Here is a 25,010-nt window from a genome sequence, read left to right as displayed (position 1 = left end):
AATTAAAAAAATTTATACAGTATTTTAGGATGAGGCTTATTTATAATGACTGAGCAAACGCTGATGAAATTCCCCTGTAATTTTCAAATTAAAATTATAGGAAAAAATGATGAGAAATTTACTGCTGAAATTATGGATATCGCCCGTAGGCACTATCCTTCGCTTAAAGACAGTGAAATGAAGGCACAGCCCAGTCAACAAGGGAATTATTTAGCGATCAGCATCATCGTCTATGCCGAAGATCAGTCCACTCTCGACGCACTATACATAGAATTAACCCAGCACCCTGATATAAAGATGGTGCTTTGAATGATAGCTATCCGCCACCTCGACGTACAGCCTTATGAAACCGTGTGGGAAGAAATGAAAAAATTCACCACTCTGCGTATGGAGCAGACGGATGATGAGCTTTGGCTATTACAACATCCCCCGGTTTATACGCAGGGGCAAGCGGGTAAACCGGAGCACATCCTCAATCCTCAGGGGATCCCGATTGTACAAAGCGACCGTGGTGGGCAAGTAACTTACCATGGCCCGGGGCAATTGGTTGCCTATGTACTTATGGATCTGCGCCGGCGCAAAATTGGGATTAGAACTTTAGTGACACAATTGGAGCAAGTTCTCATTTTATTGCTAAAGAAATGGCAAATTTCAGCCGCTACCCGCTGTGGTGCTCCAGGCGTTTACGTTGATAATAAAAAAATTGCATCCATTGGCTTGCGTGTAAAAAATGGCTGCACTTATCACGGTATTGCATTAAACGTGGCTATGGATTTAAATCCTTTCCATGGAATCAATCCTTGTGGATATGCAAAGCTGGAGATGACTCAAATGCGAGATTTTGTTCCGAATATTAATATAGAGCAGGTTAATCAGCAGTTTGTTCAAGAATTCTTAACTTTATTTGAACGCTAATATTATGCAATTTCTAACGGATTATTTGCAGCCCTTACACACTTGGTTATATACCCATCCCCATTGGGCGCTAATTTTCACTTTTTTAATTTCTTTTAGTGAATCCCTGGCTATTATAGGCAGTATTATCCCAGGCTCTGTCACCATGACCGCTATTGGAATTTTGGCAGGCTCAGGCGTCATGCGTATTGATTTGACGCTGCTTGCAGCGACACTGGGTGCAATAGCGGGCGACGGTGTCAGCTACGCTTTGGGATATAAATTCAGGCATAGTTTACCAAACATCTGGCCTTTTTATCGTTATCCGCATTGGCTCAATTATGGCAGGGAATACTTTGCCAAACATGGTGGGAAAAGCGTTTTAATTGGCCGGTTCATAGGCCCGCTCCGTTCGATTATCCCGGTTATTGCCGGAATGATGCACATGAATGCTTGGCATTTTTTAATAGCCAATATCATTTCCGCAATTGGCTGGGCTATCCTCTATGTGATGCCGGGTGTTTTAGTCGGCGCAGCCAGCAGCGAATTATCAGCCGAAGGCGCCAGCAAACTGTTTCTCTTGATTATCATTTTACTGTTGTTAGCCTGGCTGCTTACAATAGGCATGAAATGGCTTTTTCAGCGCATTAATTCTCTCTTGAAAACAAATCTGCATCAATTTTGGTTATGGTCTAGAGAACATCCGCGCATGAGTTATTATTTTACATTGCTGACGCCGGAAACCGAAACGAATCACTATGCTACAGTCATTCTGATTTTATTATTTTTCCTCACCCTCCTTTTTTCCATTGTCCTGACCGCTCTGGTCGCCATAAGCAGTTTCATTCACTCGCTGGATGATACTGTGTACCTTTTTCTACAAAGCATACGCACGCAGCCTTTTGACCTTTTTTTCATTGCCATAAGCCTTTTCACCAGTGCTTTTGTTTTATTGGCCCTCATAATTTCCATCACTGTTTATTCCGTTTACTATAAAGATTGGCGCATGTTGCGCTATTGGTTGAGCATCAGTTTCTTTTGCACCATTCTTGTCTTTTTATTTTCGGAATTTATAAGCGTACCCAGCTTGCATGGAGGATTAATAGAATATAAAAAACATTTAACTTATCCGGCTACTAATCTTACGCTTGCCACCTCTTTATTCAGTTTTTTAATTTTCTACATTACGCGTTATAAAACCATTTTAACGCTTGGTATCCGCATTTTTTTACTGGTGATTTTACTTCTTGCGGGCATCAGTGAAATCTATTTAGGAAATAACTGGTTTTCGAGCGTGCTGGGTGCTTATTTTATTGGTTTTACCCTTTGTCTCGGACATTGGATTTTTTACCGGCAAGCACAATTAAGCAGCCACCGCTCACAATCACCTATTGTTTTTTCTTGCCTTGTTTTGGTGCTTACTGCAAGCCTGATGTATGGTTTTTGTTTTAAAAAAATCATTGATACAGATTATCCATATCTTAAGCCACACTTGTTAACCGAAGAAACCTGGTGGAAACAGCAATACCCCCTGCTTCCCCTTTTTACAACAAATCGCACCGGGCAGCCGGCGGGTACCTTTAATCTTCAGTATTCAGGTTCAATTAAAGCACTGGAAAAAAAGCTTGAGCAACAGGGGTGGAAAAAACAATCCAGCTCTTTTTTTCTTAAAATTTTATTACGTGCACAAGGCCAGCGCAGCAATGCCAAGCCCCTGGTGACTCAGTTTTATCGTAATAAAAAACCCGCATTAATTATGACCTATGGGAGCCATGGCGGCTCATCCTTGTGGATCATACAATTCTGGCGTTCGAATTATTATTTAAACCATTACAAACAACCAATATGGCTTGGTAGCATCGAGCCTGCAAATCATAATAAAATTTCTTCAGAGGGAAGTTTGCAAGATTTTCATCTCCTTACTTCCGCACTTTCCGGTTTCAGCTTTAATTGGGTTTCATTAAATAAGGAACAATTAAAAACAGGCAAACAAGTACAACCTACAACAATACTGCTTATCAAACAATCCTTATCCAAAGAGTAGCGACAACTTGTTTTTTCTAGGATAAAATGAATGCATCTTAAGGAGCAAGGATTTGCGATGATTGTACTAACTGGTGTAATTAATTATTTATTACCCTTTTTATGCTTGGTTTTTCTGCTCTTAGGCTTAAGTAAAAATCTTCTTAATTACATCCTGATTGCACTCTGGCTTTCATTAGTGGCTTTGCTAATTTCCTACCATGGAGCTGGTGGTGAAATTTTCGGCACTTACTTTAATTATAAAAATGCCCTCTTATATTCCTTAAATATAGTGATTGCAGTCATTGCCTTTTTATATGTTTGCTTCAACGTTTCCTCCTTCCAGGGAAAATATGTTCGCTATCTCATTGGATTTATTGCAGCCTTGGTCATTACCGGTAGTGCTTTATTGCTCATCAACTTGTGGATAAATGCCCGTTTCGTGGAAAGCCGCCTTCCTGGTACCGCACTCATGGAAGTTGTTACCTTTACCCCAGCGGAATATTGTAATAACCGTTTTGTATTTTACAAAATAGGTTCTAATGGTAAGGTAAGTTATTTATGTCCAAACCATTACGGGTTAATTCCATCCGTGGGGAATTTGGACACCCCTCCGGAATTTATTATTCGTCAACTAAACCGGCCAGTTGAAATTGAAAAACTAACGCCCAAGAAGGATAAAAACTAAAATGTGCTGCTTATAAATTGTTCCATTGCTTTAATTTTGCTACTATCGGTAAAAATTAAGTCTTATACTGCTATGCGATCTATCATTTTATGCTTATTATTGTTGCACCATATGGCTGTGCATGCCATGGCGCCCAAAGTTAGTCTCGACAAAGCCATTGACAATGCAATCAAACGCTACGGGTTGCATTTTGAACCACAACTTAAACGGATGTTTGCCAAAGCACAGATATCCTACCCTCCTAAAGAAATTGCCCTGCTCGCCTTTAAGAAAGAAAGGCATATACAACTATGGGCAAAGGATGCCAATACTTCCTGGCGATATATTCACACCTATCCTTTGACAGCATTTAGTGGCCGGCTGGGCCCTAAACTCAAAGAGCACGACTACCAGATCCCGGAAGGCGTTTATCGTTTAACTTCATTTAATCCATTTAGCTCGCACCATTTATCCATGATGATCAATTATCCAAATCATTTCGATAGATTGCAGGCGATTAAAGATGGCCGGAAGCAGTTGGGTGGCAATATTTTCCTGCATGGTAAAGCTTCATCCGTTGGCTGTCTTGCCGTCGGCGATAAAGCCATTGATCAATTATTTTTATTGGCAAGAAGAGTAGGCTTAAATCACGTTAAAGTCATCATTGCGCCGAATGATCTTAGGAAAGAAAAGCCAGCAACAACCAATTTTGCGCAGCCGCGCTGGTTGCCAGAGCTTTATAAAGAAATATCCATGGCTTTGCATCAATTTCCCGTGCCCAAGGTCAGTTAATGCCATATTCTGATGCTGCAGTAATACGTTTTTATTAAGCCTTGGAATACAAAAGCATGCAAGAATAGTAATCTGGTTGTATTTTGCGCAAACCAGATTACCATTATGGTGAACTTTATTCGTGCTCTGGAGCAACTACGAATATTCCGGGAGCATTGCGTAAATACTCTTCGTAATCCATGCCATAGCCAAAAATATAATGATCATCTACTTGCAAGCCAACAAAATCGGCATTTTCCAAACCGTTTTCCACGCGCTTATGATGTTTGTCTACCAGTACTGCGCTTAAAACTTCTGCTGCTCCCATTGCTTTGACCTCAGCCAAAATAGCGGCTAATGTTACGCCACCATCCAGTATGTCATCCACCACTAAAACAGTACGGCCACGCAAGTCCAGACTGGGCTTGACTTTCCAATGTAATTCGCCGCCTTTTATTTCCCCACAGTAGCGCGTTGCATGCACGTAATCAACTTCCAGAGGAAAATCAAGGCGCGGCAATAAATTCCCCATAGGCACCAATCCGCCGATCATGACACAGATAATAACCGGATTTTTATCATGCAGCCGTTGATGGATGTTGATGGCCATTCTATCCAGTGCCGCTTCAACTTCTTTCGTAGTGAAAAGGCGGGTGGATTTCTCATAAACTTCTTGAATTTTACTTGGAATTGTCATTATTTTCTCAATCTCTAGATTTGCTGGGAACGGGAAACATGCTTACCTTACTTGTCTCTGGTGGGGTTTTATCACGAACTTTAGCAACTCCCTGCTTACTGACTTCGTCAATGCGAAGAATAGAGTACACAGGAATATAGGTGCGTTTAACATTATTAAATTCCAACTTTAATCGCTCCTCGGAAGGATCGACAACCAGAGAAGTGTTTTCGCCGAACACAAACTCTTCGACTTCGAGAAAGCCAAACATACTGCTTTCCTGGACTTGCCGTGCGTAAATTTCGTACACTGCCTCGGCATAGGAAAACATGATGCGATACAGCGTTTTGTTAGCCATAAAACATACCCAATAAGAAAGAACGCTAGTATACAAAAACAAGTAGCATGTTCAAATAATATAATGCTAAGACTTGCCCATTTTTATAAATGAGAAATTTATAAATGTCCTATTTGTTTTTTTAATACACGCCAAGGCAAAAATAAGATTTTTAAGGACAAAAATATAGCTAATTGCTATAATAATAACTACAAAATTGCTCACTCCAGGTTTCGCCTTCTTGAGGTATGTATGTTCTTTAATTTGCTGGCTGCAGGATCTTTCTATTATGAAGAGAATGCTCAAGGAGTTTCTTTTAGTGAAACTCCAACTCCTTTGTTTGCCCTCGAGCGGGCTATTAATGGGCAACGCGACTTTTTTTATCAAACATCAGAGGCAATCGCACGAAAAGAAAAGAAAAAAATAATTTTTTATGATGTTTGGAGAAGCTCAGAAAACATACCACGAAACCAAAATCCCACCGATGAAATTAACCATTTTTTAAATTACGATTTCGAAGTTTACCAAGTGGTGGGCGAGCGCCTGCAAAAAATAACCAATGCCAAACAATTATCTTCTACCCCTCCCAGGATTAATCGTCGGCAGTTAAGTGAGTTACTCAGCAAACATAAAATTGAAAACGATAAAACCTTTATTATCGATTATGAATATGTCAACAAACTAAGCGGCCTGGAAGCTGATGAATTGAATACAAAACAAATAGCAGCCAGCTCAAGTTTTCTGGAAAGGAGTCGAGATCTTAAAAGGAGAATTGAATTATTGCCAAAAACCGCCTGCGTACTAAACTTAGATGTTGAGCATTGTACTGGAACATTCCAAACCGGCATCGCAGCTACAGAAGACACAACCCACATCCTTAAACTGCTGGCAAACCCCGATTTTTGCCGGCAATTGGTTTATGTAGATTTGACACAGACAGAGATCAACGAAGAAATAGGAAGAAACATAACCCCTGAATTACCTCACTGTACCAAGTTGCATTTAACCGATGCATGGTTTTATGTATTGGCTAATTTTATCCATTTAATTCCGGTTAAACATCTGGGAATTAAATTCTCAGCGGATTTGACGAAGTATACAGAAAGGTTAACTTTTTTAAAATATGCAGCTTCCTTACAGTCGCTGCAGCTCAATATCGCGGATGATACAAATTTCAAGCCCCTCGTTTTGCCTGAAAAATTGGAAAAGCTAGAAATAAAAAGAGAAAATAACAGAAATTCACCCAATCCGGCAGACACCTTACCATTAGCGCCTTCGCTTAAATCACTCACCATAAGTTCCAGTCAACAGCATGTTTTTTCTTTTCATGAAGCGCTTAAATTTGCACCAAACTTAGAACGCCTCATGATTCAAGGGAGTTCCATTAAATCCGATTTACATGCTCTGTCCCTGGCAAATTTAAGGTCATTGACCCTAACATCATGCGTCATATCGGCGGCACAACTTAAATTGATCCTGGAAAATGCCCCGAACCTAACCGCATTGGAATTAAACAATGTAAACATCATTGGTAAATTAAGCTCCCTGGATCTGCCCAAATTAAAACATCTGAAGATTTCCAATTCTGACTTCAACAATACCATCAAGATAGTAAATGCTAATTTGGAACTGGAGCATTTAGAAATAGATAACACCTATTTTTTAGAATCTATTTTCGACACCCACCTGAAACCACAGGCAAAGCTTAAGCATTTGGGAATACTAGGGAAGCCATCCAGCGTAGTGCCTAAACTGATTGCTCCCCTGCTCTCCCCTACTTTAGTAAGCCTGGATTTGACCGGGGTTTCAGAAATAAAGGGGGAAGAGTCAACTCCTAATTTGCCAGAATTAAAACAAATTATTATCCCGGAAAAATTGCAGTTGACTAAATCTGCTTTTCTCAGCTTCCTGCTGAATGCCCCAAAGCTTCGTGAATTTGATTTTACAAATTTACAAATACTTGCAGCTCCTGAACAAGAAACTAATTTGCAATTGCCTAAACAAACGGGTTTAAGCCGGGTTGATTACACAAAGGATATTGCCCAACAGTTTAGTAAAAAAGAAATCGAATCCATTCTTCAGGCTGACAGTAATAAATTTATTTTAACTCTGGATGATTTATCTTTATTACCCGACATTAATTTCGAAAAATTACACGAACTTAAGATCAATTGGGGAGATACTTTAGATGCTAACTTTCATAAAGTTTTGGAAGCTGCTGCCCAATATCCTTTTGATTTTTCCTGCCGCTGCATGTTTGAGCCAGGCGGGATGGCAAGTTTTCATAAAAAAAATGGAGCATCGGTCGTTAGGATAGAGTATGAATTCGACGCACAATTATATGAAAAAATCATCCAAACCAGCAGCCTGCCTATTGACTTGGCTGTTACTACAAATACCAGTCAACCGTTACCCGAGGAATGGCGGGTGCCAACGGGGAAAACCTTCTTGCGGCTTTGCCTGTATGGGATAATCCTCTCTTTACCACAATATCAATCCTTTGCAGAACAATTACATCCAAATCAATTTTCCGAGGGGCATTTTGATCTTCATTTAAAAGCAGGCGTGGTGAGAATTGATTATAACCAAGGCCTGTTATTAATCACTCTCATTTCGGGTGATATTTCTGAAGAAGAGCTAGGCGGCATTATCACCGCCATACCTGCTCCTATTACTGCGCTAAATATCAACAACGTAAAGTTTCCTGATAATTTTACTCTCTCTTTGCCTGCTCTTAGGGAAATTACATTAAGAAATTGCTCTTGTACGAATTCGACTTTGAGAAATTTTACCTCTCTTCTAGGACAAGACGGCGAATTAAAAATTTCCAGTACTTTGGCAATACGGGATGAGCTGGAAGGTGACTATTCATTAGGGAAATTTAGCGGTACATACGTCAACACAACAAAATCACCATTCCTGGCAAAATTTTTGCCTGCGTGCAAATCTTTAAAAGAAATAGACCTTCATGGAAATAATGAAAGTTTACAATTGAAGGAAGATATTCCTTCGGTTGAAAAATTGATCATGAGGGAATGTTATGGCAATCAATCAAACCTGTTAAATCATTTGCCCAATGTGCAAAAAATAGAAGGGCACGGAATTTGCAATTGGACATCAACCTGTAAACCCTCCTTTTTTAGTGCCAAGCTAAACTAGAGGTTTCCGGGTTTCTGTTTAATCGGTATTGAACAGGCGTCATGCTGTTTAAAGCTTGATGCGGTCGTTCCTCGTTATATTCTTTGATCCATGCTTCTGTGATCTCTCTCACCTCCGTTAAGTGTTGTAATATGTGGCATCAGAAACACCGTATTCACGACACACATCTTTAACCAGTCGTCCTGATTCTACGGTTTTTAGAATCGTAATTATTTGGCTTTCGTTATATCTCGATTTCTTCATCAAATTCTCCTCGGTAGTTATTATACCCAGAGAACTCTAATTTTGACTGGAACAATTATAAGGGGGGATTACAAACCCCCAACTTCAATAACCTAAACAACTTAAATCAATTAATATTAGATTACGGCTCGGATCAATTATTCCTAGATTTTATTGCCCATGCTCCAAATCTGAAAAAACTAGAGATAAGCGATTTAGTTTTAACAAGCCCTCTCAATTTTCCAAGCTTACCTTATTTAAATAGCGCAAAGTTTTCTCGTATCGTGATTTCCCTGGAAAATCTAATGGCGCTGATCGCAGCAGCCCCGCACTGTGAATTTGATTTATCGGAAACAGAAGTACATGGTGAGCGAGAAGAGTTCGAAATTTTTCTGGCAACAGAGCCCAAAATTAAAGGGCTACCCCGCATCCGCCCGTCTGTGCCGATTACGGCGAATGAAGCTGAAGCAGGTGAAACCATACAACCTGTGCAACCGCGCGACCCTGTTTTTCAGCCGCCAATGGCACCCCAACAACCTTCTGTTGACAAACAGGAAAAAAATAGCTGGTCTCAATCCATGCTCATTGATCGCTTAAAAGCATATTGCCAGTTAAAACATCCTGAACTGGCCCCTCTTTTTCCTGAGTTTGATAAAGGCATCTGCCAAGCTGTTTCCAAGTGGTATGCCGATACCGTAGCAACAGAAAATGAAGCAGCCTGGACGAAAAAACTAGATAAGCTAAGGGATTGGAGCAAACGCTCTTGCCCCAGAGAGATAGAGCCGTTGCTGAAAGAATTGTTGCACTATGCTTTAAAATACCAGATTCGCTGGCCCGAAACTCAAGCCATCCCGGTTAATAACCTGCCGCAAATATTGGCCAATCCCCCACGCCACCCCATTTACATTGCCAATGCCTGGCATCGCACGTGCCTACTTTTTAAAGACAATACATGGCATTTCTTTGATCCTAATTTTCAGGCAGGTACCGCCAAACAATTTAAACGACAAGATATAGTCAAACTGGTCAAGCAAATTTACGAAACTCAGGGCCATGGCTTGAGGGTACTCTCGTTTCATGAATTGCCGAAAGCCACCTGGTCTCTTGAGACCGAACACATCGATGCGTTTATTGCAGATGGCGGTTTTTATCTCCTTCTTGCGGAAAAAGACACAACGAAACTACAAGCTATAAACCCCAACCATCTATCTAAAAAAGCTTTGGAAGGTTTGTTCTGGCTCAGCAATGAAGATAAACCATTCTGGCAGCAGGGTTTGCTAAATCCTCCAAGCCGTGAAAAAACACTAGACTTGCTTGAGCGAGCTGCTGTGGTGCTGAAGGCTGAATTTATAGCAAAAATAAAGAAAAATCTGGAAGCATTGTCCGAGCCTGAAGCCAATGAACTTGCAAGCATTTTAAAAAAGGAAAATACGCAATTTACAGCGTTGATTTTAAATATAATGGAAACCATTCCAGCCTATGCTCCAGTAAAACCTAAAAAAAATATTGAACAAAACCTGAATGATTTGGAACAAAATTTTAAAAAAGATCCACTTTTGCACAAAATTGAAGAAAAAATTATTGCTGCAGAACAAGCGAAACAAATACAGGCAGAAGAAGCAAGAAAACCAATCACGCCAAAGCCTTCAGAAGTATCAAAAAAATCTGTAGAAGCAGCACAAGAAACGCAAGGAGTAGAAGCTAAAAAACCGGTCGCTCAAAAGCTTTCCAAAGCACAAAAAACATTGGAAAATATAACTGATCTGGATTTTTTCCTGTCCAATGCTCATAAACAAAAACCAAAACTTCCCGAGCATGGCCGCTTTAAAACCTGGGAAGCTAAAAATCCCGCAAAGATTTCGTCTCTAGAACAACTTGACTTATCATTATTCAGCCATCAACAAGAAAATGTTCTTCTTTATTTGCAAAGTCAGGTAGATTTACAAAACTACATCCATCATCTACAAAGCTCAAGCCTTGCTCAAAACCGCGGCTTATTTATCATCAATAACATGGATGACTTAAAATGTGCCACCCACCGCATCAAACTGGATAAAAATGGAAAAGGACACATTGAAAAAGGCAGTCCTTTATCGCAATTTTTACATGAACATGAAAATAAAGCGCCCATCATCGTAGTCAATTGGAGCAATTTCACCCCGCAGGAATTAGTCCAGGCCAATACGATCCTTGATGAAACAAGGCGTGCTGACGGTACTAACGTTCCGCTTAAAGCCGTTGTTTTGGGGCTACAAAATATCAATGATCCGAATTTATATTCAGGCAGTGATTTCAGCTCCCGCCAGCACCACATCATGGAAATGCCAGCTGGGCTTGATATCCCTGCAGTATCTCTCCCTGCAGTCTTGACTGAAAACGATACGTTTGAAACGATTACTGTTGATTTTTATAATGAATCCAACTGGCAAGCTCATTTATATGGAAAGTGGCAGTTAACAGAGAATGCTTTACAGTTTAGCCCAAGCCCGTTAATCGCTGCACTGGAAGCGCAAAAACCGCCCACTGCCCTAAAAATAGTGCTTAAAAACGCTCCCTGGCATCTTCCTGATTTTCGTTTTGCTTTAAATACGCTCGTCAGCCAAAAACGGATGGATTTATACGGCCGCTCATTTAATATTCCTGCCAAAGTGACTATTGAATCCGCAAGTGGTTATGAGTTAGAGCCATTACTCAGCGAAGAAACCGTACAATTTAAACAAGGCTTGGCTCAAGACTTTGATTACGTTTTAAATCCGGGAAATTTTGAGCATTTCTTCACAAATTTTGAAATCAAGGGAGACACACTCACCACTTTACCGGGTTTCCTGGAGCAACATGCAGGCACAAAAGAAACACCAAAATCGCTCCACCTTTATCTCACCCGCGCACTGCCTTTATCTTCTTTTGCACGCTTACTCACCGCGGCCAAGCATCAACATTGCCAGTTAAACATCACCTTGGCCGCTGGCGTAGCATTACCGGAAGAGGTGGCAAAACGAGTCAAAATAACACCGCTCCAGGAAAAATCATTAATAAAAAACGCACACAATCCGCAAGTCGTTATTAGCAATGATTTGGCACTCAGCAAAAAAATCTTGCAAAAAGAAACGTCATTTAATCAAGTCATCAACCTCAGCGAATTGACTAAATCGGATATATTTTATGCCATAGAGGGGAAGTCTAATGGAACAAACCTTGCTTTCAGAGAAAAAATCAGTTCGATATGGCAAGCCCTGCGCCAAGGCGAGTCAGTTCTTTTAACCGGAAAATTGACACCGGAAATTGCAGACAGCCTGGCTCCTTTATTTAAAGAAAATGGCGGTACTTATCATAATGGGCAAATAGAAACTTATCAGGGAAAATTGGTTCTCTTAACTGATTCAGCCGAGCTCCTTTCTTTTTCGCCTCACAAAGTTGAAAAACACATTTCGCTAAAAGAACGCCTGGATGCATTGGCTAGCAAACAAAAAGAAAGATTGTTGCAGCATTATGCTCCACAGCAATTGGAAGCATTTTCCTACTCTTACCTTGAAACCCTGGCCAACGAAACCAGCTTGCCGGCCGACCCTGCTGCACTCAGAACACCGCTTTATCATCTTCCTGAAGAATTGCCCGCTTCTCTGGATGTGGTTTTCGATTTAAGCGAAGAGAAAGCAAGCCAATTTGAGGCTTCCCGTAAAGAAGAAGTGCTTGCTGCTTTAAAAAAACAACCCGTTCTTTTTCTTTCAGGAAAAACTGGCGTGGGCAAGAGCAGCTTTATGAATAGTCTGGCTGCTGAAAAAAACATCAGCGTTCATTTTGAGAATATTGAAACCTGGGCAAAAGCTAAAGATGGCTTACAAATTTTATTCATTGACGAAGCCAACTTAGAACATACGGACTGGTCTTCTTTTGAAGATTTGTACAGCCTACCCAAAGGCATATACCATAAGGGTGTTTATTATCCCTTATCTGCAAACCATGTAGTTATTTTCGCCGGCAATCCCGCAAGCTACGGCGGGGAGCGCAGCATGCCGCGCCTCTTTGTTGAGCATCCGAATGTCGTGACCTTTAAAAACATGACGGATGCATATCTTTATCAACGTGTATTAAAATCTTTATTAAACGGTGTGAATGAAGCAGAGAAAGCAGGCAAACTTTTTCTGAAAACCTACCGTAAAATTTTAACTTTTAATGAAACTGCAATCAGTGCACGTGAATTACTGATGATGGCACAACTCCTCAAAGCCAAAACTGTCCCGCAGGATGAATACGAACGCGCCAAACACAGCGCCTATCAAATTGCTTTGACGGTTTTGAATAAAGAGCAGCATGTACCTTTTCAAAACTGGTTTAACGAAACTTTTGGCTCATTATCCGAAGAAAAAATAGCCTTTCCTAAAACTGTGGGCCATCCTGGTGCCAGGGAAGAAGATAAATTTTTACTGACGTCAACGCACCAACCGGTATATCAAAGCTTGTTTGAAATGATAAAAATCCGCGAAAACAAGCAAAAAGAAAATCTTAAGGATGTTCCGGTCGGCATATCCGGCATTGTGCTGGAAGGTGAACCTGGTGTTGGTAAAAGCCAACTGGTGAAACAAGTGCTTCTTTCCGAAGGGTATGAAGAAAAGCACATTAAGGACAGTAAGCCTTTTAATTTGGCTGACGAAAAAGAAGAAATTGAAAAAAATGGGGCGAGCAAGCAATTTTATTATTTGCCAGCGAGCATGAGCGTCAGCGCGAAAATTAATGTTTTGAATCGCGCCTTCCATGAGGGCGCAGTTGTCATTATCGATGAATTTAACACATCCGTTATGTTAGAACGGTTGATGAATGCCCTGCTCATGGGCCGGGATCTACAAAACCGCACCGCGCTTAATCCAGGGTTTACGCTCATCGGCACCCAAAATCCCATGTCCATGGCAGGAAGACGTCAACCTAGCCTGGCTCTCCAACGCCGCCTGCTGCAGTGCAATTACCCGGACTACACGACTGCGGAAATGGTCGCCGTTTTGCAACACCGTGGTTTAAACGAGAAAGAGGCATGCCATTTGGTCTTTGATTTTTTGGAAAGTCGCCGTTATGCACGCTCTCTTAATCTAAATCCGGAACCAAGCTTTCGCGATTTGTTAAAAGCTGGCAAAGAAACCTTGCTTGCCCAGGCAAAAGCCGTAACTATTGCTGTCGAAGCGCCTGTAAATCAAGAAGACAAGGCAAGCCTTGAGCAAGGAATGCTGCAGGATTTGCAGCTCCCTCACACCCAGGAAGTCTTAACTTCTGCCCACCAGGCAGAAGATAACCTCGAACCACATAAAAAATTGCCCGTAGAGGAAAAGATTACAGTGGCAAGCCAGGACAATCAAAGCATTGCACCACATAAAGAAGTAATTTCGGAAATGGGAACCCCAAGCCATGACACCCAGCTCCCCATGGACAAAAACCCGGAAAAAATATCAGTAGCACCATCAGCTAATGTAAATGCATCCAACCCTGAAAATATTAAAGCCGATAAAACGTCACCCTATGACCCGACGCTCTTTAAATCTGCAACAAACCAGAAACTTTCATCAGTAAAAAATTATTATAAATTCGGTAAAGACCCGCGCAATCATCGCTACATTGTGGAAGTTGATCATTTGCCTGAGAAAGGCGATCAATTAAAAGGGAAAATATTAAAAAATCTTAGAAAAGCCTTAAATCTTGCTATTGCAGACAGCAGCAGCCTGCAGGAATTGGACAGCGAAATAACCAGAATAAAAAAAGACTATGAATTTGAACTCAATACATTAAAAACAGCACAGGATATCACCACATGGCTGTTTGGACTAAGAACCGATTCGTTTAAAGCCTTTGAAAAAATGTGTAAAGACGCGCGTGAAATCGTCATAAAAAATGCATCTTCACCCAAACTGTAATTCATCAGGTAGCCAAAGACGATTTTCCCTGCAACACCAATTCGCCTTCGCTTTTTATTAGTAAATCGGGCGAACAATACTGATATTTTTGCATGATTAAACAATAAAAACCGGCTGGGAAAGGCCAAATCATTTTACCCATCGCATTCATAAACTCTAAAGCTTGTATGAAGCGATGATGTTTTACCGGGGGAACGTAATAAAAACTGTTATGCGAACACTGCTGATACCCTCGATTTAACATGGCCCGTTTTATTGTGAACGAAGAAACCAAGGAGATCGAGCCATGAGCAAAGCAATGCAGGTGCCCCCATTTAAGTGATGCCCCCCAAAAACTCCAGGGATTGATACCTAAAAATATAATATACCCCATAGGCTTAATGATGCGATCCAGTTCATCCAGAGGATTTTTATCACCACGAAAAGCCTCAAGAGTTAATGGCGCAATCAGGCATTCAATACTATCTCGCTCTATGGGCAAATGGTTTACAGAAGAAATAATACTGCTTTTTTTATAATCAATATATGGGGTGATGATCCACTTATGCCGAAACTTGAACGCAGGAAGCCAACTATTGTCACCGCAATTACCTAATTGCAGTAAAGTCGTCCCGCTGATTTGCTCACAAATTTCATTAAGCTCCGCTGCAAACGCCAAACCAATGCGCGCCCCTTGCGGTGTGTTAAACCACTCATCTAACGAGCGATATTTAAATGCTTGTTCTTCCAATGCCAATTTAAGCTATTAATTAAACGAGACGTATTTTTTACTATACACTCACCCATTGAAACAAGCTACCGATGATATTTGCTAGTGATCATTCAATCCTTGTAATAATCTAGGCAATTTTAATGCAGTTATGTTTTTTTTTGTCTATAGTTATCACATACTTAATAAATTGATTTATAGGATTATGGCGGTTGCTCAAGAAGATCACTTACATGGAATTGCTCAACTTTTAGTTCAAGAAAAGCTGTTGGATAGAGAAAAAGCCTTAATTTATCAAAAAGCTGCTGTAGCTAACAAGCTTAGTTTACAGCAATATTTGGTAGCCAATCGCATCCTTTCTGCAAAACAAATCGCTGTCTCTGTGGCACAAAATTTTGGTGTTCCCCTGATTGATTTAGATTGTGTGGATCTGGATGCCATTCCTGCAGCCATTGTCAGTGACAAATTAATAAAACGCCACGGTCTAATTCCATTGTTCAACCGTGGCAAACAATTGTATTTGGCTATGGATGATCCCAGTAAACATTCATCTTTAAAAGAAATTCAATTCCACACAGGGTTATACCCTACACCCTTAGTAGTCGAGACAGATAAATTACAAGATTTCATTGATAACCTGCTCCACGAAAAAGAAAGCCAGGGGTTAGCTCATTATTTTGAAGAATCCCAGGAAATCGACGGCGTAGAATTCAGTACGGATGACGAAGAAAAAGAAGCGGAAACGCTAGGCTTGTCCAGCGAAGATGCACCCATTGTAAAATTCGTCAACCGCATTGTAGTAGAAGCCATAAAAAAAGGCGCTTCCGATATCCATTTCGAACCCTATGAACGCACATTTCGCATTCGCTACCGGCAAGACGGCATCTTAAATGAAGTAACGGCTCCGCCTATCAGCTTAGCTTCCCGCATTGCAGCCCGTATTAAGGTGATGGCCAATCTTGACATTTCGGAACGGCGCATACCGCAAGATGGGCGCTTTAAATTGAAATTATCCCCTACCCGCTCGGTCGACTTTCGGGTAAGCACCTGCCCTACTGTGGCTGGCGAAAAAGTAGTGATGAGACTCCTTGATCCAGGCGCCACCAAGCTAGGAATTGAATCGTTAGGATTTAGCAAAACACAAAAAGAACATTTTCTACGCGCCGTTGGCCGTCCGCAAGGAATGATTTTAGTAACAGGTCCCACCGGAAGCGGTAAAACGGTGACTCTTTATTCCGCTTTAAATCTTTTAAATACGCCGGAAAGGAATATTTCCACTGCCGAAGATCCGGTAGAGATAAAAGTTTCCGGCATTAATCAGGTGAACATCAACCCTAAAGCTGGCTTGACTTTTTCAGGCACTTTGCGTTCTTTCTTACGCCAAGATCCAGACATTATCATGGTAGGGGAAATACGTGATCTGGAAACCGCTGAAATTGCAATTAAAGCCGCACAAACCGGACATTTGGTATTGTCCACTCTGCATACAAACAGCGCCGCAGAATCGCTTACCCGTTTGGTTAACATGGGGATCCCTTCTTTTAATATTGCAAGCTCTGTAAGTCTTATCATCGCGCAGCGCCTGGTACGCCGTTTATGCGAACAATGTAAAATGATCCGGGATGATATACCCGCCTCCAGTCTTTTGGAATTAGGTTTTTCTGAAACCGACATTAAAAATCTGCATATTTATAAAGCAGAAGGCTGCTCCCAGTGTACAAATGGTTATCGCGGCCGGATTGGACTATTTGAAGTCATGCCCATGTCTAAAGAACTGGGGGGCTTGATTATGTCCGGAGGTAACTCTTTAGATATTTTGCATATTGCCCAAAAAGAAGGCATGGTTACCATCTATCAATCGGGACTGCAAAAAATTAAAGAAGGGGTGACAACCATTGAAGAAGTAAACCGAGTCACGGTGGATTAGGATCATGGCAAAAAGTAATGAAACACTGACCCGCTACAGATGGGAAGGAGTGAACCAGTCTGGTGAAAAACTGCAGGGTGTTATTGAGGCACGCAGCATGACTATCGCCAAGGTAGAGTTACGCAAGCAAGGGGTGATCCCACGCAAAATTGTAAAAAAAAGAAAACCATTATTCAGCCGAAAAAACCGGAAAATAAAACAAGCCGACATTGCCGTTTTTAGCCGGCAACTAGCCACGATGATTGGAGCCGGGATCCCTTTGATTCAAGCATTTGACATCGTTGCCAAGGGGCAGAGCAACCAACGCATGCAAGATTTGATTGAAACGATTAAAAAAGATGTAGAATCAGGCTCAACTCTCGCCGAGTCTTTACGCAAACATCCAGCCTATTTTAATGAATTGTTTTGTAACCTGGTTGATGCCGGTGAAAAATCTGGCTCTTTAGATCTCATGCTGGAAAAAATTGCCGCTTATAAAGAAAAGATTGAAACGATAAAAAGAAAAATAAAGAAAGCGCTGACTTATCCCATAGCTGTTATGGTGATTGCATTTTTGGTAACCGCAGGGCTGTTAATTTTCGTCGTGCCACAATTTGAATCCTTGTTTAAAGGGTTTGGGGCAGATTTACCAGCCCTCACCCGCGGGGTTATTTCCCTTTCCGAATTTTTCCAAGCTTATTGGTATATCATTTTTGGTATGTTAGGGCTTGCCATTTATGCCTTTATATATGCACGCAATCATTCTGAAAATTTTGCGCATACCATTGATCGTTATTTATTGAAAATTCCTATTATCGGTCCCATTATCGAGAAAGCAGCCATTGCCCGTTTCTCACGTACGCTGTCGATTACTTTTGCCGCAGGATTGCCCTTGGTAGAAGCCTTGAAATCTGTAGCAGGTGCCACAGGTAATTACTTATATGCAAATGCAACGGATCGAATTCGTGAAGAAGTTTCAAGCGGTCAACAAATGCAAGTAGCCATGGAAAATACCAAATTGTTTCCCAACATGGTGGTGCAGATGATTGCTATCGGAGAGGAATCCGGCGCATTGGAACAAATGCTGACTAAGGTGGCTGATTTCTATGAAGAAGAAGTAGACAATGCCGTCGATTCGTTAAGCAGTTTATTAGAACCGATGATCATGGCAATATTAGGAGTCCTGGTGGGCGGATTAGTCGTTGCGATGTATTTGCCTATCTTCAAACTTGGCTCCGTGGTGTAACTTTATGTTAAATGAAATTACTCAAGCATCTCCTCTGGCTCTCCATATTTTTTTAGCCTTATTTTTTCTGGCCGTGGGCAGTTTACTAAATGTGGTCATATATCGTCTGCCCTTGATGCTTAAAGCAGAATGGTTGGCTGAATGCCGCTGCCTTCTCGAATTACCTGCTGAGCCTACGGCAAGAATAAATTTATTTTTACCGCGCTCTTTTTGCCCAGGCTGCAAAACCACGATTCCCTTTTGGCATAATATTCCCCTACTTAGCTACTGTGTATTGAGGGGCAAATGCAGCCACTGTGAAACCCGTATTCCCTTGCGCTACCCCCTCGTTGAATTACTCTCTCTCCTACTTTCTTTTTTGGCATTTTGGCATTTTGGCATAAGTTTAAGTTTCGTTTTTTCCCTGTTGTTTATATGGTTGTTATTAATCATTTGCTTTATTGATATACAGCATCAATTACTCCCAGACCCATTGAGCTTGAGTTTGCTCTGGCTTGGATTAATTGCAAATACTCAAAGTTTGTTCACTTCCTTACCAGATGCGGTATTAAGTGCTGCCGCGGCTTATATGAGTTTATGGCTTTTTATAAAACTTTTTTATTGGTTTACGGGTAAAATCGGCATGGGGCACGGAGATTTTAAACTGTTCGCCGCTTTTGGCGCTTGGTTTGGATGGATGCAACTGCCATTTATCCTGCTCCTTTCATCCGTTATAGGCGGTATTTTTGGCATTATTTATTTAAAAACGACCAAACAAACTAAAGAAACCCCCATCGCATTCGGCCCTTTTCTTTGCCTGGCTGGATTGGTTTCATTATTTTATGGAGAAAACATTATACGATGGTATTTAAAGCTCTATATTTAGTCTCTTAGCTCGTGACTTCGCTCGTTTGCCCACCGATTCTATTCATGAGATTGCTTAAGCCAGTTAAAAAACACTGTATCCCATGCATATTGAAAAGGCATCGTAACACCCTGCATAAATATCAATTTGTATCTCGCAGCAAACAGATATACCCATAGCTGCTGAAATATAATTAAAACACGTCTCAATTGAGAAAGAAGTCTAATTATTTTCAAAATTAATAAAAACAGCATCGATCGCTCGATTACCAAGGAAATGGATTACCTTTTACTGCAGTACTTATTTGAAATCATTGGTCAAATTTAGATGCATTTATTGTGCTTGCAGATAAAATTTATGTGAGAGCCAAAATCATGTTCCTTTTTTTGGCTCTTGCTTAAGCGCAGGGATGTCAATTTCCTCAATTGCCTTACTGGCTTTATTAAGGATCTTTTCAGAAGCAGTTGCTGGATGAAAAAAGAAACGACCAGTTAATGCGTAGTTAACCACAAACGCCGTGCCCAAAGTTACCAAAGCAATGGCCAGATTGGTTAAAATTTTCTTTACCCCCCTATGTTTCTCAAGTTCTGGCGTAGCTTTGTCAATGGCTTCCTGGCAGGTTTGCCTGAATGCTTTTGCTCGTTCAGACAACTTGCTTTTTTCCTCAATCTCACGAGCGTCTTTCATGTAATCCATATAAGCAAGCTGTAGAGTATTTAACAGCTCATGCGTTCCACGGGTAGCTGCTTTTTCATCACGTGTTACAAAATCAGAATGTTTTTTTGACAATTCAGCACAGCATTGATGAAACCTGTTAAATGCATCGAGGTATTTCCCTGACTCTTCCTCGCTTAATAATGGATATTTTTCTCTGGTTTTTTTTATATCGGTAGAAGAAAAATTTTTAATTTGCTCAGGATAAAGCTTAATGGATTCTTGGTACTGATGCTCAACTTGCTTCCTCGCCTCATTTTTGGCCTCATTCAGGTATCGCTCGGCAATATCGTCTAATTTTTCCTGGTAAGCCTGTATTTGCGCTTCGTTCTCAGGTATCGGAATATTTTCCATATCCTCCTTGGCAGATTGATAGGATTGGCTGCTCTCTCTTTGAAAGCCGCCAATAACAGTAAGAGCATCCGGGAATAAAGAAAGGCTCTCATTCACCATAAAAGGATACAGTGGATTGAATTCAGGTCTTGCAAGTAATGATTCTATTTTCTGTTGTGCCTTATCATAATACGCCTTGCTAACCATGTGCTGGTGTAGATACCAGGGAAGTAAAGACTTGATGCGGGCAATTTCTTTCTCATCGTCACTGTTGATAACGATATCAGCCAAGCTTTGGCAACCATAAAATGCCTCATTACCAATCTGGGTGATGCCTTCTGGTAAGTGGATTTCCTTTAAACTGCTGCAGCCATAAAATGCACCAACACCAATATGAGTGAGGCCTTCTGGCAAGTGGATTTCCTTTAAACTGCTGCAGCAAGGAAATGCATAATCACCAATCTGAGTAATGCCTTCTGGCAAGTGGATTTCCTTTAAACTGCTGCAGCCAGAAAATGCACAATAACCAATCTGGGTAATGCCTTCTGGCAAGTGAATTTCGCTTAAACTGCTGCAGCCAGAAAATGCATAATCACCAATATGAGTAATGCCTTCTGGCAAGTGGATTTCCTTTAAACTGCTGCAGTGAGGAAATGCATAATCACCAATCTGAGTAATGCCTTCTGGCAAGTGGATGTCACTTAAACTGCTGCAGCCATAAAATACCCAAGAACCAATCTGGTTAATGCCTTCTGGCAGGTGGATTTCCCTCAAACTGCTGCAACCATAAAATGCCTCATCACCAATCTGGGTGATGCCTTCTGGCAAGTGAATTTCCCTTAAACTGCTGCAGCCATAAAATGCCAAATAACCAATCTGGGTAATGCCTTCTGGCAGGTGGATTTCCCTTAAACTGCTGCAGCCAAAAAAATACCAATCACCAATCTGGGTGAGGCCTTCTGGCAAGTGGATGTCACTTAAACTGCTGCAGCCAGAAAATGCATAATCACCAATATGAGTAATGCCTTCTGGCAAGTGGATTTCCCTTAAACTGCTGCAGCCCTTAAATGCACCAGCACCAATCTGAGTGATGCCTTCTGGCAAGTGAATTTCGCTTAAACTGCTGCAGCCAGAAAATGCACAATAACCAATCTGGGTAATGCCTTCTGGCAAGTGAATTTCGCTTAAACTGCTGCAGCCATCAAATGCACCAGCACCAATATGAGTGAGGCCTCCTGGCAAATGGATGTCACTTAAACTGCTGCAGTCACGAAATGCATCATTACCAATCCTGGTAACCGAGTTAGGAATTGCGAAGGTGCCATTTTCTATATCTGAATCCAAAACCTTTATTAGAACGGTACCATCATTCGAGAGAATCATTGGCTTTGCTCACAATTTACAATCAATAAAAGTTATTATACATCATGTATATATAATGAGCAAATCATGTCTGGCTCGCTCGATAGGGGGCATCTAAATTTGAACCATCCTTCAAATAAGTACCGCAAAAATTATCAATTTCCTGGGAGTTGACTAAATAAAAGCTGTTTTATTTCAAGTATTCGACAAGCTCTAAGAAGCTCGTGTAAAAGCATAAAGGTACGCTACCCCAGAATGACTTCATACCATCTAGCTCATTTTGTGAGCAGGTAATCTCATTGCCAATAGCACCCCCCGCTAAGGCAGTGTGATGTGAGGCAAAATCTGTGCCTATCTTCGATTAAATGCTGCTTAACAAAACTTAGGACATTACTAAATCATACTCCTTTTTTTGGCCCCTGCTCGAGTCCAGGGAAGTCAATTTCATCAATTGCCTTGCTGGTTTTGTTAAGAATCTTTTCAGAAGCAGTTGCCGGGTGGAAAAAGAAACGACCGGTTATTATGTAATTAGCCACAAATGCCAAGCCCAAGGTCACCAAAGCAATGGCCAGATTGGTTAAAATTTTCTTTAACCCCCTATGTCTCTCAAGCTCTGGTCTGGCTTTGTCAATGGCAGCCTGGCAGGTTTGTCTGAATGCTTTCGCTCGTTCAGACAACTCGCTTTTTTCTTTTATCTTACTAGAATCTTTCATGTAATCAATATAAGCAAGCTGCAGGGTCTTTAACAACTCACGCGTTTCACGGGTAGCCGCTTTTTCATCACGCGTTACAAAATCAGAATGTTTTTGCGACAATTCAGCACAGCATTGATGGAACTTGTTAAATGCGTCGAGGTATTTCCCTAACTCTTCCTCGCTTAATAATGGATATTTTTTTTCCTGGAACTTTTTAATCGCAGCAGGAGAAAGATTTTTAGTCTGCTCCGGAAAAAGATCCTTGCATTTTGTGTAGCGATGCTCAACTTTCTTCCTTGCATCCTCTTCTGCTTGACTTAAGTATTGTTCAGCAATATCGTCTATTTTTTCTTGATAAGCCTGCATCTGCCCATCATTCTTGGGGATGGGAAGGGCTTCCATTGCCTGCTTGGCAGATTGATAGGATTGGCTGCTCTCTCTTTGAAAGCCGCCAATAACAGTAAGAGCATCCGGGAATAAAGAAAGGCTCTCATTCACCATAAAAGGATACAGTGGATTGAATTCAGGTCTTGCAAGTAATGATTCTATTTTCTGTTGTGCCTTATCATAATACGCTTTGCTAACCACGTGCTGGTGTAGATCCCCGGGAAGTAAAGACTTGACACGGGCGATTTCTTTCTCATCATCACTGTTGATAACGATATCAGCCAAGCTTTGGCAACCATAAAATGCCTCATTACCAATCTGGGTGATGCCTTCTGGTAAGTAGATTCTTCTTAAACTGCTGCAGCGAGCAAATGCCTCACCACCAATCTGGGTAATGCCTTCTGGCAAGTGAATTTCCCTTAAACTGCGGCAGCCAGAAAATGCATTATTACCAATATGAGTGAGGCCTCCTGGCAAGTGAATTTCGCTTAAACTGCTGCAGCCATAAAATGCACCCTCACCAATCTGAGTGAGGCCTTCTGGCAAGTGGATTTCCCTTAAACTGCTGCAGCCATAAAATGCACCATTACCAATCCTGGTAACCGAGTTAGGAATTGCGAAGGTGCCATTTTCTATGTCTGCACCCAAAATCTGTATTAGAATGGTACCATCATTCGAGAGAATCATTGGCTTTGCTCAAAATTTACAATAAATAAAAATTATTATACATCATGGACAAATAATAAGTAAAAAGCATATCCGGCTCGATAGGGCCCATCGGAATTTGAGCAAACATTCAAAAAAGTACCGCAAAAATTATCAATTTCCTGGGAATTGGCTAAATAAAAGCTGTTTTATTTCAAGTATTCGACAAGCTCTAAGAAGCTCGTGTAAAAGCATAAAGGTGGGCTATCCCAGAATGACTTCATACCACCTAGATCATTTTGTGAGCAGGTAATCCTTATTATTGGCTGGATAATCGCATGGATAATTATTCATTGTGGAGGTTAATATGGCATAAAGCAACCATACTGGGTCAAAGCTGCGACAATATAATATCGTGGTCGAGAGTCTAAACGACGCGAACTCACAAAAGTTAAGATTTGCGATGCTGCGCCAGTGCTGAGAAAAACTCAGGCTTATTTAATCCCATGGATGCAAATATTTGCGGCACTTTATCCCAACTGTTTTCCTGATCAATACTGGCCACAATTAAATCAAACCCTTTTTTCTTATCAGGCTCAACACCCCAACCGTTGATGTAACATAAACCATGTAAACGCTTTGCTTGTATATGTTGCAACTTCTCAGCTGCTGTTAAATAAGCAAGGGCTTCCTCGTATAGCTGCTTCATGCGCCTTTCATTGCTGGTGCTTGCAAACACTTCTTCTTTTTGGAGTTGTTCGCGCAGTTTAGCCTCTTCTAAAAGGTTTTTTCCCAAAATATATTGGGCGGCAGGATCATTTATTGTGGTGGCGGCACGGTAGCATTCCAGAGCTTGTTCACGTGCAAAAGGGTATTTCTTCTTACCCTGCAATGACTCATATAACGCAGCCAGAGTATGATATAGAGAAACCTCTTTTTGCAAAGCTTCATCCGTAGGTTGATTGTGCAACCGGCTTTGTTGCAAGACCCTGATTTTTTTTATCAAGCGTTTAATTTGAAATTTTGTTAAAAAAAGCATCACCGCTCCTTAATCAATTGGGGTAGCTGCAGGTACATAAATTAACCATTGCAGCAAAATCGCCCCAATAAATATAAGTATAACAACAATTATAATCTTTGATAAAATGCTTGCCGTTTCCTTGGCTTCTTGACGTATTCGCGACGAGCCTTCCTCGCCTTCCTGCTTTATATTAAAAATACGATTTTCAATGCGATTGGAAGCTAAATAAGCTGCAAAGGCTGCCAGGGCCGCCAGTAAGAAAAAAATAAAAAAAATGATCAAGCCCGCAGCGCGTGTAGTAATTTGGTATTTATCCTCAAAAAATTCCCGCAGGTACAAAATAAACTCGGGTACATCATAAACAAATCCAAACAACAAGAACGGCAAGAGATAAAAACAAAATGCAAACAAGACAAGACTTAAAATAAGCGATATCATGCCAGTAATATACCATCCATGACTTTGCTGGTAGCGATCTTTTTCCATAAGGATTTCCTCCAACC

The 25,010-nt window shown here is 41.0% G+C and carries 18 protein-coding genes and 1 pseudogene; 10 read left to right on the top strand and 9 right to left on the bottom strand.

Annotated features, from left to right (window positions below):
* Positions 1-45: 45 nt before the first annotated feature.
* The 5 genes from NKV53_RS02780 to NKV53_RS02760 all read left to right on the top strand — a co-directional run bounded on the left by NKV53_RS02780 (position 46) and on the right by NKV53_RS02760 (position 4,375).
* Positions 46-309 carry a YbeD family protein gene (locus NKV53_RS02780; RefSeq protein ID WP_127111315.1) on the top strand — a complete coding sequence of 88 codons (264 nt, stop codon included), beginning with the start codon at positions 46-48 and terminating at the stop codon, positions 307-309.
* The gene (gene lipB, locus NKV53_RS02775) at positions 310-915 is read left to right on the top strand and encodes a lipoyl(octanoyl) transferase LipB (RefSeq protein WP_256478731.1); all 606 of its coding nucleotides are present in this window, start codon (positions 310-312) and stop codon (positions 913-915) included.
* Positions 916-919: 4 nt separating this feature from the next.
* Positions 920-2,938 (top strand): VTT domain-containing protein, encoded by a 2,019-nt coding sequence (locus tag NKV53_RS02770; protein WP_126954925.1) that lies wholly within the window; start codon positions 920-922, stop codon positions 2,936-2,938.
* A gap of 57 nt (positions 2,939-2,995) precedes the next feature.
* A complete protein-coding gene (locus NKV53_RS02765; protein ID WP_126954924.1) occupies positions 2,996-3,604 on the top strand; it encodes a type I secretion system protein LssZ in 609 nt (202 codons plus the stop codon).
* 72 nt (positions 3,605-3,676) lie between these two features.
* Positions 3,677-4,375 carry a murein L,D-transpeptidase family protein gene (locus tag NKV53_RS02760; RefSeq protein WP_126954923.1) on the top strand — a complete coding sequence of 233 codons (699 nt, stop codon included), beginning with the start codon at positions 3,677-3,679 and terminating at the stop codon, positions 4,373-4,375.
* A gap of 115 nt (positions 4,376-4,490) precedes the next feature.
* Here NKV53_RS02760 and NKV53_RS02755 read toward each other — a convergent pair whose 3' ends face one another.
* A complete protein-coding gene (locus NKV53_RS02755; RefSeq protein WP_126954922.1) occupies positions 4,491-5,051 on the bottom strand; it encodes a hypoxanthine-guanine phosphoribosyltransferase in 561 nt (186 codons plus the stop codon).
* A gap of 7 nt (positions 5,052-5,058) precedes the next feature.
* On the bottom strand, positions 5,059-5,388 hold the full coding sequence (locus NKV53_RS02750; protein ID WP_126954921.1) for a DUF1820 family protein: 330 nt from the start codon (positions 5,386-5,388) through the stop codon (positions 5,059-5,061).
* 231 nt (positions 5,389-5,619) lie between these two features.
* Here NKV53_RS02750 and NKV53_RS02745 point away from each other — a divergent pair, with 231 nt between their 5' ends.
* Positions 5,620-8,526: a hypothetical protein gene (locus NKV53_RS02745; RefSeq protein ID WP_253350656.1), complete on the top strand. Its 2,907-nt coding sequence runs from the start codon at positions 5,620-5,622 to the stop codon at positions 8,524-8,526.
* Here the strand turns inward: NKV53_RS02745 and NKV53_RS11930 are convergent.
* Positions 8,507-8,638, bottom strand: coding sequence for an integrase core domain-containing protein (locus NKV53_RS11930; RefSeq protein WP_371923151.1), 132 nt, complete (start codon positions 8,636-8,638; stop codon positions 8,507-8,509). The two genes, NKV53_RS02745 and NKV53_RS11930, sit on opposite strands and share 20 nt — an antisense overlap.
* Before the next feature lie 11 nt (positions 8,639-8,649).
* Positions 8,650-8,769: pseudogene (locus NKV53_RS02740) on the bottom strand (transposase); the annotation flags it as partial.
* A 284-nt stretch (positions 8,770-9,053) separates the two neighbouring features.
* Here NKV53_RS02740 and NKV53_RS02735 point away from each other — a divergent pair.
* The gene (locus NKV53_RS02735) at positions 9,054-14,645 is read left to right on the top strand and encodes a hypothetical protein (protein ID WP_127057352.1); all 5,592 of its coding nucleotides are present in this window, start codon (positions 9,054-9,056) and stop codon (positions 14,643-14,645) included.
* Positions 14,646-14,649: 4 nt separating this feature from the next.
* On the opposite strand, the gene NKV53_RS02730 is transcribed toward NKV53_RS02735, so the two are convergent.
* Entirely contained in the window at positions 14,650-15,375 is a 726-nt protein-coding gene (locus tag NKV53_RS02730) for a methyltransferase (protein ID WP_158616425.1), read from the bottom strand.
* Between the two features lie 184 nt (positions 15,376-15,559).
* Between NKV53_RS02730 and pilB the strand changes: the two genes are divergently transcribed.
* The 3 genes from pilB to NKV53_RS02715 are packed head-to-tail and all read left to right on the top strand — an operon-like array spanning position 15,560 to position 19,371.
* Positions 15,560-17,281: a type IV-A pilus assembly ATPase PilB gene (gene pilB, locus NKV53_RS02725; RefSeq protein WP_126954918.1), complete on the top strand. Its 1,722-nt coding sequence runs from the start codon at positions 15,560-15,562 to the stop codon at positions 17,279-17,281.
* Positions 17,282-17,285: 4 nt separating this feature from the next.
* Complete coding sequence (locus NKV53_RS02720; RefSeq protein WP_127057353.1) at positions 17,286-18,506, top strand: type II secretion system F family protein; 1,221 nt, start codon at positions 17,286-17,288, stop codon at positions 18,504-18,506.
* Positions 18,507-18,510: 4 nt separating this feature from the next.
* Positions 18,511-19,371, top strand: a complete 861-nt coding sequence (locus NKV53_RS02715; protein ID WP_126954916.1) for an A24 family peptidase — start codon at positions 18,511-18,513, stop codon at positions 19,369-19,371.
* 351 nt (positions 19,372-19,722) lie between these two features.
* On the opposite strand, the gene NKV53_RS02710 is transcribed toward NKV53_RS02715, so the two are convergent.
* The 4 genes from NKV53_RS02710 to NKV53_RS02695 form a co-directional block, all read right to left on the bottom strand.
* Positions 19,723-21,780, bottom strand: coding sequence for a leucine-rich repeat domain-containing protein (locus tag NKV53_RS02710; protein ID WP_253350655.1), 2,058 nt, complete (start codon positions 21,778-21,780; stop codon positions 19,723-19,725).
* A gap of 377 nt (positions 21,781-22,157) precedes the next feature.
* On the bottom strand, positions 22,158-23,528 hold the full coding sequence (locus tag NKV53_RS02705; protein WP_253350654.1) for a leucine-rich repeat domain-containing protein: 1,371 nt from the start codon (positions 23,526-23,528) through the stop codon (positions 22,158-22,160).
* A gap of 409 nt (positions 23,529-23,937) precedes the next feature.
* Positions 23,938-24,525 (bottom strand): sel1 repeat family protein, encoded by a 588-nt coding sequence (locus tag NKV53_RS02700; protein ID WP_127057358.1) that lies wholly within the window; start codon positions 24,523-24,525, stop codon positions 23,938-23,940.
* Positions 24,526-24,534: 9 nt separating this feature from the next.
* Positions 24,535-24,993 (bottom strand): hypothetical protein, encoded by a 459-nt coding sequence (locus tag NKV53_RS02695; RefSeq protein ID WP_126954859.1) that lies wholly within the window; start codon positions 24,991-24,993, stop codon positions 24,535-24,537.
* Positions 24,994-25,010 lie beyond the last annotated feature (17 nt).

Source organism: Legionella sp. 27cVA30 (genome assembly GCF_024160945.1).
Taxonomy (GTDB): domain Bacteria; phylum Pseudomonadota; class Gammaproteobacteria; order Legionellales; family Legionellaceae; genus Legionella_A; species Legionella_A septentrionalis.
The sequence above is the reverse complement of the archived record's forward strand: the minus strand, read 5'-3'. Positions and strand labels throughout refer to the sequence as shown.